The organism is Bacillus sp. HNG, assembly GCF_003400205.1.
In the GTDB taxonomy this organism is placed as follows: Bacteria; Bacillota; Bacilli; order Bacillales; family Bacillaceae_L; genus Ferdinandcohnia.
In genome coordinates this window covers 96523-108938 of record NZ_QUQV01000002.1, presented here as the reverse complement: position 1 = coordinate 108938, position 12416 = coordinate 96523, and the positions used below count along the sequence as shown (strand labels likewise).

Annotated in this window: 11 protein-coding genes; 9 read left to right on the top strand and 2 right to left on the bottom strand. The window is 40.0% G+C overall.

Going from position 1 to position 12416, the window contains the following annotated elements:
- Nucleotides 1–91 precede the first annotated feature (91 nt).
- The 5 genes from DZB84_RS03920 (at nt 92) to DZB84_RS03900 (ending at nt 7173) form a co-directional block, all read left to right on the top strand.
- Nucleotides 92–1699 (top strand): PucR family transcriptional regulator, encoded by a 1608-nt coding sequence (locus DZB84_RS03920; protein WP_116350962.1) that lies wholly within the window; start codon nt 92–94, stop codon nt 1697–1699.
- 171 nt (nt 1700–1870) lie between these two features.
- Nucleotides 1871–3337 carry a CoA-acylating methylmalonate-semialdehyde dehydrogenase gene (locus tag DZB84_RS03915; protein WP_116350961.1) on the top strand — a complete coding sequence of 489 codons (1467 nt, stop codon included), beginning with the start codon at nt 1871–1873 and terminating at the stop codon, nt 3335–3337.
- 18 nt (nt 3338–3355) lie between these two features.
- The gene (locus DZB84_RS03910) at nt 3356–4708 is read left to right on the top strand and encodes an aspartate aminotransferase family protein (RefSeq protein WP_116350960.1); all 1353 of its coding nucleotides are present in this window, start codon (nt 3356–3358) and stop codon (nt 4706–4708) included.
- Nucleotides 4709–4803: 95 nt separating this feature from the next.
- Nucleotides 4804–5904, top strand: coding sequence for an alanine dehydrogenase (gene ald, locus DZB84_RS03905; protein WP_116350959.1), 1101 nt, complete (start codon nt 4804–4806; stop codon nt 5902–5904).
- Nucleotides 5905–5922: 18 nt separating this feature from the next.
- A complete protein-coding gene (locus tag DZB84_RS03900) occupies nt 5923–7173 on the top strand; it encodes a M20 family metallo-hydrolase (RefSeq protein ID WP_116350958.1) in 1251 nt (416 codons plus the stop codon).
- 197 nt (nt 7174–7370) lie between these two features.
- Here the strand turns inward: DZB84_RS03900 and DZB84_RS03895 are convergent, their stop codons facing one another.
- Complete coding sequence (locus DZB84_RS03895; RefSeq protein WP_116350957.1) at nt 7371–7688, bottom strand: hypothetical protein; 318 nt, start codon at nt 7686–7688, stop codon at nt 7371–7373.
- Nucleotides 7689–7836: 148 nt separating this feature from the next.
- On the opposite strand from DZB84_RS03895, the gene DZB84_RS03890 reads away from it, so the two are divergent.
- From DZB84_RS03890 to DZB84_RS03875, 4 genes are read left to right on the top strand one after another with little or no spacing between them, the layout of a single operon-like run.
- Complete coding sequence (locus tag DZB84_RS03890) at nt 7837–8037, top strand: hypothetical protein (RefSeq protein ID WP_116350956.1); 201 nt, start codon at nt 7837–7839, stop codon at nt 8035–8037.
- 47 nt (nt 8038–8084) lie between these two features.
- Nucleotides 8085–9230, top strand: coding sequence for a GNAT family N-acetyltransferase (locus DZB84_RS03885; RefSeq protein ID WP_116350955.1), 1146 nt, complete (start codon nt 8085–8087; stop codon nt 9228–9230).
- Nucleotides 9231–9241: 11 nt separating this feature from the next.
- On the top strand, nt 9242–10507 hold the full coding sequence (kynU, locus tag DZB84_RS03880) for a kynureninase (RefSeq protein WP_116350954.1): 1266 nt from the start codon (nt 9242–9244) through the stop codon (nt 10505–10507).
- A gap of 48 nt (nt 10508–10555) precedes the next feature.
- Nucleotides 10556–11299: a hypothetical protein gene (locus DZB84_RS03875; protein WP_116350953.1), complete on the top strand. Its 744-nt coding sequence runs from the start codon at nt 10556–10558 to the stop codon at nt 11297–11299.
- Between the two features lie 33 nt (nt 11300–11332).
- Here DZB84_RS03875 and DZB84_RS03870 read toward each other — a convergent pair whose 3' ends face one another.
- Nucleotides 11333–12328 carry a zinc-binding dehydrogenase gene (locus tag DZB84_RS03870; protein ID WP_116350952.1) on the bottom strand — a complete coding sequence of 332 codons (996 nt, stop codon included), beginning with the start codon at nt 12326–12328 and terminating at the stop codon, nt 11333–11335.
- Nucleotides 12329–12416 lie beyond the last annotated feature (88 nt).

Below are 12416 nucleotides of genomic sequence, written 5' to 3'. Positions count from 1 at the left end.
GGTAAAAATTATTGGGAAAAACCCCCCTTTTATTCACCAATATCGTATATACTATAGGTAGTCTGAAAATTCAGTATAGGGGAGCTGTAGATTGAAATCATCTATTACCGTTGAAGATATTTTAAGTCGAAGGCATTTTGAAAACAGTAAAGTGATTGCTGGTAAAGAAGGACTCGGGCGACAAGTAAAATGGGTCCACGTTGTTGAAGTAACAAATATCAGGAATCTTTTAAATGGAAATGAATTAATTCTATCAACAGGAGTTGCTTGGAGGGATAATAAGGAAAAATTCATCTCAGTCATTGAACAGTTAATTGATTCACAGGCAGCAGGAATCTGTATTGAAATAGGAACATATACCTCATCGATCCCACCCGAAATTATTGATATTGCAAATAAGTCCCACTTTCCAATTATCCTTTTTTTACAAGAAGTCCCGTTTGTTGAAATTACCCAAGACATCCATGGACTTCTTATTAATCGCCAATACCAAGTGATTTCAAACCTTGAAAGTTACTCACAAGCATTAAATAAAAGATTATTAACAATCGATCATTATGTTGACATTCTAAAATTTATTAGAGGCTACCTCCATGTTCAAGTAATCATCCTCTTTAATAACAATGAATCTCTATTTATTCCAGAAGCTACCGAACAAAAACGTATGAACCTATTAGAATGTATAAAATCTCAGTCTGAAGATTCTACCTGTGTGGCGAAAAGCACCATCCATTTATTAGGTGAACGCTATGCCGAATTGGCGATCATCACTGAGGACAGAGAATTAACCGAATTTGATCACCTGATTTTAGATCGAACAGCAACAGCTCTTGCTCAGCTTTTTCTTCGAAACCTCTATGTCGAGGAAAAGCAAAAAGTAGAAGCAACTGAATGGATCAATGATTGGTTAGAAGGTGAACAAAGCCAAGAGTCAATCAATGAATATTTAGCATTGAATTCAACAAGTAAACCAAAAGGAGCCGTTGTTTGTATTTGTAAATTGGATGCAATTGGCGAGTACACAACAAGTGATTTAACCTATTTCAAAATGTTTAGCCGGGCTATTTTTGAACAGCGGGGTTTTACACTTTTTGTGGCTGAAAAAAGAAACAACATCGTTTTAATTATGCTCAATGAGCGAACAACTACGACATGGAAAGAAAGAGTTCAAGAGGGTATCCAAAGGCTTTTAAGCTCTGACATACATCGTGTAAAAGCAAAGCTTCAACCGGTACTTGGTATTGGAAAATTTGTAGAAGAGTTAACAGATGTGCATAAAAGCTATCAAACGGCTTTTGAAACAATTCGAATTCAAAACCGGATGTCTGTTCCAGCACAGAGTTATTTTTATGATGATTTACATATTTTTCGACTAATTTCATTGCTTCACAGACATATTGATTTACAGGAGGTGGTTCTGGAATATTTAGAACCAGTCATCGCATATGATAAAAAATATAATGGAAAGCTAATGGAAACACTTAAAACCTATTTATCATGTAACGGCTCTAAACAAGAAACAGCAAAGCGCTTATTTATTGTGAGGCAAACACTATATCACCGTATTCAAAAGCTAGAAAAACTACTAGGCTCAGACTTTATGAATCATGAAAAACGACTTGCTATTGAGTTTATGATTTTATCGTACGAGTTTTTAGTTTCATCCAAGCAGTTAAAAGAGAAAAAGGAAGTTCTTTAGCCCACTTTGTGAGTGGGTTTTTTAGTGCAAAGGTATTATTCATAATGTGGAAAAATTACAAGCAGTTATTTTACAGAATGTCTAATGAAAGCACTTTCAAATTAAAGGATAATGAACCCATAGGGTAAGGGCTAGGAATCGTTCGATTACGAAAAGGAGGAAATGCAAAATATGACTGTAGTTAAACGTGAAACAGATGTACTAAAAAACTATATAAATGGAGAATGGGTAGATGCTCTTGGAACAGAGACACTTGAGGTGCCGAATCCTGCAACAAAAGAAACATTAGTACGTGTGCCGCTTTCTTCAAAGGAAGATGTAGAACTCGCTGTAAAAGCTGCTAGAGAAGCATTCAAAACCTGGAAAAATACCCCGGTTCCAAAACGGGCAAGGATCTTATACAAATATCACTATTTACTTTCTGAGAACCATGAAAGGTTGGCAAGACTGGTTGTTCAAGAAAACGGTAAAGCATATAAGGAAGCACATGGTGAAGTGTTACGAGGAATTGAGTGTGTGGAATTTGCAGCAGGTGCTCCTACGTTAATGATGGGTGAGACATTATCCAACATTGCGGAGGATATTGACTCTGAAATGTTCCGCTACCCATTGGGGGTAGTAGGCGGAATTACCCCATTTAACTTCCCAATGATGGTTCCAATGTGGATGTTCCCTTTAGCCATTGCATGTGGAAATACGTTTGTATTAAAGCCATCTGAACGGACACCTATGCTTGCGAATGAGCTTGCACGCTTATTTACGGAAGCGGGGGCACCAAATGGAGTGTTAAACGTTGTTCATGGGGCACACGATGTTGTAAATGGTTTGCTAGATCATCCGAATGTAAGTGCCATATCATTTGTTGGCTCACAGCCTGTTGCCAAATATGTATATGAGCGTGCAGCTGCGCAAGGCAAGCGAGTTCAAGCCTTATCTGGTGCGAAAAACCACCATATTGTCATGCCAGATGCAGATATGGAAAAAGCGGTAGCTAATATTATCAGCTCTACTTTTGGTAGTGCAGGACAACGTTGTATGGCTTGTAGTGCAGTTGTCGTTGTGGGAGACGGTGAAAAATTTGTTTCAGCGTTAAAGGATGCTGCAGATCAACTAACAATAGGGAATGGAATGGATGATGAGGTGTTACTAACTCCCGTTATTCGCGAGTCACACTTGAATAAAGTTCTGGGCTACGTGGAAAAAGGGCTTGAGGAAGGTGCGGAACTCATAAGGGATGGAAGAAAAGAAATGGATGAGATGCCAGAAGGAAACTTTTTTGGACCTACTATTTTTGACCATGTGACTCCAGATATGACGATTGCTAAGGAGGAAATCTTTGCACCTGTTCTAAGTCTGTTACGTGCTAAGGATTTAGATGAAGGTCTTGACTATATTCGAAAGTCACGTTTTGGAAATGGCGCCACCATCTATACAAAGGATGCAAGGGCAGTCAGACAGTTTAGAGAAGAGGCAGAAGCAGGAATGCTTGGTATCAATGTTGGTGTACCAGCAACAATGGCGTTTTTCCCATTCTCGGGTTGGAAGGATTCCTTTTACGGTGACCTCCATGTAAATGGGAAGGATGGAGTGAATTTCTATACACGTAAAAAGATGATAACGTCCCGTTTCGACTATTAAAAAAGGAGGGAAGGCGGTATGACAAAGGTTACACACGGGGAAGACCTGTTAACAAAGGATAAGGATTATGTATGGCATTCGATGAAGCCATATAATCCGAATTCAACTCTTGTGATACAGAAAGCAGAAGGGTCATGGTTAACAGATCATAATGGGAAGCGGTATCTCGATGGAATGTCAGGGCTTTGGTGTGTGAATGTGGGGTATGGAAGAAAAGAGCTTGCGGATGCTGCTCATGAACAGCTTAAAGAAATGGCCTATTATCCACTAACACATAGCCATGAACCTGCGATAAAACTTGCTGAAAAGTTAAATGAAATGCTTGGAGACGAGTATGTCATCTTCTTTTCCAATAGTGGTTCGGAAGCAAATGAAACGGCTTTTAAATTAGTAAGGCAATATCATCAACAAAAAGGGGAGCACTCCCGTTACAAATTTATCTCACGTTATCGGGCCTACCATGGAAATTCAATGGGGTCGCTTGCCGCAACTGGTCAAGCGCAGCGTAAATATAAATATGAACCACTCGCACCAGGTTTTCTCCATGTTGCACCACCTGATTTATATCGATCAGAAGAAAAAGCAGATGCAAAAGCATCGGACCTACAGTCAGTAAAAGATATTGATCGTATGATGACGTGGGAGCTTAGTGAAACAATCGCAGGGGTGATTATGGAACCAATCATTACTGGTGGAGGTGTCATTGTTCCACCTGACCAGTACATGGCGGGGGTAAAGGAAGTATGTGAAAAACATGGTGCACTTTTAATTGTGGATGAGGTCATATGTGGGTTCGGTCGTACCGGTAAAGCATTTGGTTATATGAATTACGGGGTGAAACCAGATATTATTACAATGGCGAAGGGCATTACAAGTGCGTATCTGCCATTATCTGCAACGGCCGTCAAAAAGGAAATTTATGAAGTATTTAAAGGCTCAGAGGAATATGATTATTTCCGCCATGTGAATACATTCGGTGGAAACCCAGCGGCTTGTGCCTTAGCCCTTAAAAATCTAGAAATTATGGAAAATGAAAAACTCTTTGAGCGATCACAAGATCTTGGGATTCGATTAAAAGACGGTCTTTCGGCAGCTTTAGCGGACCATCCGTATGTGGGTGACATAAGAGGGAAAGGGTTATTGATTGGACTTGAATTAGTCAAGGACAAACAAACGAAAGAACCTCTTGAAGTTAATCAAGTGAATAAAGTCATAGCGGGCTGTCTGCAAAAGGGTCTTATTATCGGGAAAAATGGAGCCACTGTGGCAGGATATAATAATGTGCTAACCCTCGCTCCACCACTTGCGATTTCTGAGGAAGACTTAGAATTTGTCCAACAAACTTTGGTAGAAGAAATAATGGACTTGTAAAGAGAAATGCAACCAACACTCGTAATCTATTTGTTATTCTCATAGATTACGGGTGTGTTTGTCCTAAGAAAATGGAATGAGAAAGGTGGATGGGGATGAGGATTGGAGTACCTAAGGAAATAAAGAATAATGAAAATCGTGTAGCCCTGACTCCTGCTGGTGTCTCACAACTGGTTCAACATAATCACGCGGTTTTTATCGAAACAGGCGCGGGCAAGAACTCTGGATTCTTCGATGAGCTCTATATGGAAGCTGGAGCAACGATTGTCCAATCGGCTGCTGACGCATGGGCTTGCGATATGGTAATAAAGGTAAAAGAACCAATTCAAGAGGAATATCCATACTTTTATGACGGACTCATTTTATTTACGTATTTGCATCTGGCTGCTGATCGAGAACTGACACAAGCCTTGATGCAAAAGAATGTTGTGGCCATTGCCTATGAAACCGTTCAATTAGAGGATCGAAGTCTTCCTTTACTTACCCCAATGAGTGAGGTAGCGGGTCGAATGGCTACACAAATCGGTGCTTCCTTTCTTGAAAAAACAAAAGGCGGTAAAGGAGTTCTTCTTGGTGGCGTTCCTGGAGTAAGCCGAGGGAAAGTAACTATTATCGGTGGTGGGGTCGTTGGAATGAACGCTGCAAAAATAGCAGTAGGACTTGGTGCACAAGTTTCGATTTTGGATGTCAGTCCAACAAGATTACGAGAATTAGATGATATTTTTGGAAATTCGATTACGACCCTCATGTCTAATCCTTATACGATTGGCCAAGCGGTAGCTGAATCAGACCTTGTGATTGGTGCTGTATTGATCCCAGGTGCTAAAGCACCAAAGCTAGTGACTACTGAAATGGTTCGCTTAATGGAGGAAGGCTCAGTCATTGTGGATGTTGCTATTGATCAGGGAGGAATATTTGAAACAGCAACACATGTGACAACACATGCAAATCCTACATATACGAAACATGGAATCGTTCATTACGCAGTTGGAAATATGCCTGGCGCTGTCCCAAGAACGTCCACAATGGCACTCACGAATGTAACAGTTCCTTATATCCTACAGATTGCGAATAAAGGCTATGAGCGGGCTTTCGCAGAAAATAGATCCTTACAAAAGGGTCTAAATGTGATTGCAGGAAAGATCGTTTACGAAGGAGTTGCCAAAGCACATAATCTACCGTATGTAACTATTTAAAAATAGGAGGCTGATGCTATGAATGTCCAAACACTAACCATTAATAAGGAACGGCTTGAAGAAAGAATAACAGCTTTATCGAAAATAGGGAAAATTGGTGAAACAGGAGTGTGCCGCCTCACACTTTCTAAGGAAGACCGTCAAGCCGTCGAAACGGTGAAAGGTTGGATGGAGGAAGCGGGGTTAAGTGCTAGAATCGATCATTTTGGAAACTTAATTGGTCGATTGGAAGGGAAAAATCCAGACGAACCCATTTTAATGCTAGGGTCTCATATTGATTCCCAGCCCTATGGTGGAAGGTTTGACGGAGCGATAGGTGTATTAGGTGCCATTGAGGTTATTCAAACGATGAAAGAAAATCAGATTGTTCCAAACCAACCCATGGAGGTCATTGCTTTTTCTGACGAGGAGGGATGCCGTTTTAATAAAGGGTTATTTGGAGTTAGGGGAATCCTAGGGCAGCTTGAAGAAGGGGAGTTAGAACGGAAGGATAAAGATGGTGTAACCAGAAGAGAGGCTCTTATTGAGTTTGGATGTGATCCATCAAAATTTAAAGAATCAGAATACCCAAAAGGAAGTATTGGGGCATTCCTTGAGATGCATATTGAGCAAGGACCCGTTTTAGAAAGCATGAATAAACCGATTGGAATTGTAAGTGGGATTTCAGGTCCATTGTGGTTAACTGTTGAGTTTGAGGGCTTTGCAGGGCATGCTGGATCCGTTCCGATGCCGATGAGGAAGGATGCACTTGTTGGTGCAGCTAAGATTATCGTTGCTCTAAATGAAATCGCAAGCCAAGAACCTGGTGCTCCAACTGTTGGTACCGTTGGAAGCTTGCGAGTTTTCCCAGATTCACGAAACATCATCCCTGAAAAAGTAAGCTTTACGGTGGACTTGAGAGATATTGACATAAATAGACGTCACCGGCTTGAAGCCCAATTACGTAGTAAAATTAAAGAAATTACCGAGGAACATCAACTCCTTTGTAAAATTACCGAGGATACGAATAGTGAACCTCGTTATTGCGCGGAGTGGATTAAAGAAATCATGCGTAATGAGATGCAGAATATCGGATTGGAGCCAATGGAGCTCATGAGTGGTCCTTTTCATGATTCACTAGCGATGTCCTATGAATGTGATTACGGGATGATTTTTGTTCGATGTAAGGATGGAATCAGCCATAATCCAAAGGAATTTTCAACTTTTGAGGATATCTCACTTGGAACTGAACTTTTGTATCGCACTACCGTAAAAATGGCACAAGAATAAAAATAAAAAACGAATGTAGAACCTAGCTCTACATTCGTTTTTCTTCATTATTTATTTGTAAAAAAGTCTTTAAATGCCTGGGTTATTTCAATTCCTTGGAAAATGAATAGGCTTGTCACCGTTAACGAACATAATCCAATCATAATAAATCGAAACCACATATTTTTTCTCCTCCTTGATTTTTAAAGTTTAAAAAATCAAAGGGCCTTCACCACATAATTCGATTGATAAAAAATGGGCGTCATCCATGTGAGTTTTCGAATCGATTGGTTCACATCGATATTCTTTAACATCCCTTGAAGGACGAGTAATATGGATGTGATCGAAAAAAGCACCCAAGAAATCTTTAGTTTACCATCATCATTAAAAGTAAGATTATCATACGAAACTCCACTAATCGTTACCGTATTCTCTTGAATGTCTGATGATTTAAACGCATGGGAGTGTGCAATTGTAGCTGAAAAAGACATAATGGCTACAAACATAATGATGGCAAAGACTAATTGCTTCCTCATTTTTACCATCTCCCCATTGTTAATGTTACTATCATACATCGGATGAAATGAAAAATCCACAAAAAACTTTTTACAAAAACTGCGTAAAATTTTTTCTGAGAAATTGAAAAATGTGGTAATTGTGTTACCCTTAAGGAGGGGTGATGGAATGAGTAAAAGTAGGAGAAATCTCCTCATTGCCATTATTGGCAGTCTTCTAATAGTAACTTTTGGGGTTTTGAGGATACTAGAAATCAGGGATAACCATAAAATAAACATGAATCTAGCAGAAGCATGTATGGATAACGGTGGAACAGTCGTATTTGAAACAAAACATATTTTTAGTCTAACAGATGTTAGTTGTGAGTAAATATAAGTAGACTTTTGAATAATTACATATATTGGAGTTGTAGAATTATGGCAATCGAGAGAATGACAGAAGATCGATTTATGGATTCCGTTCGTTTATCGGAGTACGCCTTTCAGTATAAAGTCTCTGAAGAACAGCAAGAAGCTATCTTCAAGAAGCTTAAAAAGCATCAAATATATGGAATCTATGAAAATACATTGTTAGCTGCAAAGTTTCATCTCATTCCACTTACTACATATGTGGGAGAACAGTCTTTTAAAATGGGCGGAATTGCAGGTGTAGCGACATATCCGGAATACCGCAGGAGAGGCTATGTAAAGGAATTACTTACATATGCGCTTGACACAATGAAGAAACAAGGGTTTACCGTGTCGATGCTGCATCCATTTGATGTTTCTTTTTATCGAAAATATGGGTGGGAGCTTTTCAGTAATCGCTTAAAAACGGTTTTCCAGCGATCTGATTTAGTTATGCTTAAGCCAGTAGAGGGTTCGGTGAAGCGGTATCTCTTTGAAAATGTGAATTTAGATGAACTTAAGATGATATATCGTCAATATGGGTCACAGTTTTCTGGAATGCTAGTTCGTGAGGATGAATGGTGGAAGAGTGTGGTTGATGACCTACATATTGCGATTTACTATGATGCCTCTGAACAGCCAATTGGGTATATCCTATATGAATCCAAGGACAACAAGATGACTGTTGAGGAGTTTGTTGCCATCGATTTTGAAGCACGTCGTGGCTTGTGGAATTTTATATGTCAACATGACTCCATGATATCTGAACTCGAAATGATTACGTATGAAAAAGAACCATTGTTTTTTGCATTGAAGAAACAAAAAACAGTAAAACGAGAGGTTTTACCATATTTTATGGTTCGCATTGTCGATGTTGAGTCATTTTTAAAAGAATATAAATTTGCTGGAAACGAGACATTGAGGCTTCAGATTTCTGACCCTTTTGCATCTTGGAATGAAAAAACATTCCTTGTAAAAGAGGGTGAGGTTCGTGTTGTGAATGCAACAGAAGGTGCACTAAAGTTGTCTATCAATGCATTATCAGTGGCACTTTTTGGTCACAAGCGTCCAACTGAATTATTAGCGGCTGGAATGATTGAGGGAGCTGACCAGGATATAGAAGCTTTTGAAAAAATGATTCCGAACCGCGATGCCTACATGTACGATTTCTTTTAAGGAGGAAATCCATGTTTTTAGAGCAAGCTAGGAAACTAGATAGGGAAGATCCGCTCGCCAAGTTTCGAGAAGAATTTTATCTACAAGCAAATACCAATTATATGGACGGGAACTCGCTCGGTCTATTATCAAAGCGGGCGGAACAATCTTTGCTAGATTCATTGGAAGACTGGAAAGAATTTGGGATCGATGGCTGGACACAAGGGAGGCAGCCGTGGTTTTATATGTCAGAAAAAGCAAGTGAACTACTGGCTCCGCTTGTTGGCGCTTCACCTGAGGAAGTAATTATCACGGGCTCAACGACTGTTAATCTGCATCAATTAGTTTCTACTTTTTATCAGCCAAAAGGGAAACGAGCAAAGATTGTAGCGGATGAATTGAATTTTCCTTCCGATATTTATGCCTTGCAAAGCCAGGTTCGGATTCACGGATTTAATCCAGAAGAACAATTAGTTCGTGTTAAAAGCCGTGACGGTCGTTATTTGGCTGAAGAGGATATCATAGATGCAATGACGGACGAAGTTGCCTTAGTAGTTTTACCATCAATCTTGTATCGCAGTGGTCAAATCTTAGATATGGAGCGCTTAACGAATGAAGCCCATAAACGCGGAATATTAATCGGGTTTGATGGCTGCCATTCAGTCGGTGCAATCCCTCATTCTTTTTCCGAATGGGATGTGGACTTTGCGTTTTGGTGCAATTACAAGCATCTCAATGGAGGGCCAGGGGCAGTTGCCGGTTTGTATGTGAATCGCAAACATTTTGGAGTACGACCAGGTCTTGCGGGTTGGTTTGGGTCCAATAAAGAAAAGCAATTTGACATGGAGCATACGTTTACCCCTGCGGAAAGTGCTGGTGCGTTTCAAATCGGAACACCACATGTGCTGAGTTTGGCTCCGCTCCTTGGTTCACTTAACATGTTTGCTGAGGCAGGGATTGAACATATCCGAACGAAATCTCTTTTATTGACGAATTTTTTAATAGAGCTAATCGATACAGAACTTGTTGGCATGGGATTTACGATCGGCACACCACGTGAGGAATCTGTAAGGGGAGGCCATGTAGGTCTAGAGCATAATGAAGCAGCACGAATTTGCAAGGCTTTAAAAGAAAATGGAATCATTCCTGACTTTCGCGCTCCAAATATGATTCGACTTGCACCCGTTCCTCTCTATAATTCTTTTGAGGATGTTTGGAATGTCGTTCAAATGTTAAAAACTATAATGGAAGAAAAGCAATACGAAAAATATAAAAATGAACGGGACGTAGTAGCTTAAGGTATACCAATTTCGGTATACCTTTTACATCTTAAGGGAGGGAATTCTGTGGCAATCGCACCTTATTCAAAATTTGATACATATAAAAATAAAATATTGTCATTGCCAGTGGACTATATAGAAGAGGACTTGAAAAATGAGACATTTTTGTTGGAAAGGGACGAAAAGAAAAACCTAGAAATCTATTTTGCTCCGTTTGAATACGTGAATGAAGCCGCGAAGGTTTTGATTGTCGGTATCACACCAGGCATGCATCAGATGAAACGCTCCTATTCAACGATTCTCGATCCAACCAATAAGGGTCTAACCGATGAACAACTTCTTCATCAGGTCAAGAAAAACTCGAGTTTTGAAGGACCGATGAGGAAGAACTTAATTCAAATGTTGGACGAGCTGGGGTTGCACTCCCATTTAGACATTGCATCTACAAGTGAGCTGTTTTCAACGGCAAGTCATCTCGTTCAAACAAGTTCTGTGATTACATATCCTGTGTTTTATAAAGGAAAAAATTACAGTGGTTCGACGCCGAAAATGTTAAAAACAGATGTATTAAAGAAGTATGTGGTGGAATGTTTTGTAGAAGAATTAAAGAGTCTTCAAAATCCACTCATTATCCCTTTAGGGGTGAATGTGACCGCTGTGTTGGACTTTCTTGTGGAAAATGGCTATGTATCACCCGATTCCGTATTATATGGTTTCCCCCATACATCAGGAGGAAACGGACATCGTCATCGTCAATTTGCTGAGAATAAAGAACAAATGAAACAGAAATTGGTGACCTATTTTTCATGAAAAACTGCACCCTCAGATGGGGTGCAGTTTTGGTTACTCTTCAATTTTAATCGCAATTTTTCCGAACTGTTCTGCCTCATCAATCCGTTGCAATGCTTTGGCCGCATCTTCGAGAGGGAACACTTTATCGAGGACTGGTTTGATTTTATGTTCATTCACAAAGTGAAGCATTTCATTGAATTCTTCTGTGCTCGCCATCGTGGACCCAAGTAACGTATACTGGCCATAGAAAAATTCACGTAGATTGAAGTCCACCGTATCACCTGCAGAAGCCCCAAATGTGATCATTTTTCCACCTTTTCGGAGTTGTCCAAGGGATTTATGGAAGGTAGCTGCTCCAACTGTTTCAACTACAATATCCACTTTTTCACCATTAAGTGCTTCATTCCAGTCACTATTACTGTCAATCGCAACATCCGCACCTAATTCGAGTGCACGCTTAAGCTTAGCTTCTGAGCGTGAGGTAACAATGACCCGAGCCCCAACAGCCTTTGCAAAAAGTAAGAGGAACGTAACTGCGCCACTGCCGATTCCTGGTAAAAGCACGGTATCGGTTTCTGTTATTTGTGCTCGAGTGAATAACGCACGATAAGCAGTCATAGCCGCAAGTGAAAGTACGCCAGCTTCATCCCATGATAAATGTGTAGGCTTTGGACCGACATTTTCTGCAGAAATTGTAATTTTTTCAGCGAATGTTCCGTGGTCAGGTAATCCAAGAATCTCATGACCTTCAGGAGGTGCGTCACTTTTTTCTTTCCAGCCTAATGAAGGATTGATAATCACTTCATCCCCAACCTTAACGCTCTCGACACCAGGACCCACTTTCTCAACAACCCCAGCTCCATCTGATCCAATTACTAGAGGTGGCTCAGTCTCTTTATGTCTATGTAAAATAAATAAATCCCGGTGATTGAGGCCTGCACTTTTTAGTTTGACCTTCACTTCTCCGGCTTTTGGTTCTACTTCCTCAATATCTGAATAGGATGTTCCATCCATTCCAGGCACTTTATAATGTACAAACGCTTTCATATTTAGTTGTCCCTCCTCATTTGTAAGTATGATAGTTTTATTTTAATTGACCTTTACAGAAGATTTCAACTTATTGGATTGGGGAGGG

Bases quoted from the DNA above. Each gene is read 5' to 3' on its own strand.
- DZB84_RS03870 (WP_116350952.1), bottom strand. From the start codon at position 12,328: ATGAAAGCGTTTGTACATTATAAAGTGCCTGGAATGGATGGAACATCC.
- DZB84_RS03900 (WP_116350958.1), top strand. From the start codon at position 5,923: ATGAATGTCCAAACACTAACCATTAATAAGGAACGGCTTGAAGAAAGA.
- DZB84_RS03890 (WP_116350956.1), top strand. From the start codon at position 7,837: ATGAGTAAAAGTAGGAGAAATCTCCTCATTGCCATTATTGGCAGTCTT.
- DZB84_RS03915 (WP_116350961.1), top strand. From the start codon at position 1,871: ATGACTGTAGTTAAACGTGAAACAGATGTACTAAAAAACTATATAAAT.
- kynU (WP_116350954.1), top strand. From the start codon at position 9,242: ATGTTTTTAGAGCAAGCTAGGAAACTAGATAGGGAAGATCCGCTCGCC.
- DZB84_RS03885 (WP_116350955.1), top strand. From the start codon at position 8,085: ATGGCAATCGAGAGAATGACAGAAGATCGATTTATGGATTCCGTTCGT.
- ald (WP_116350959.1), top strand. From the start codon at position 4,804: ATGAGGATTGGAGTACCTAAGGAAATAAAGAATAATGAAAATCGTGTA.
- DZB84_RS03895 (WP_116350957.1), bottom strand. From the start codon at position 7,688: ATGAGGAAGCAATTAGTCTTTGCCATCATTATGTTTGTAGCCATTATG.
- DZB84_RS03910 (WP_116350960.1), top strand. From the start codon at position 3,356: ATGACAAAGGTTACACACGGGGAAGACCTGTTAACAAAGGATAAGGAT.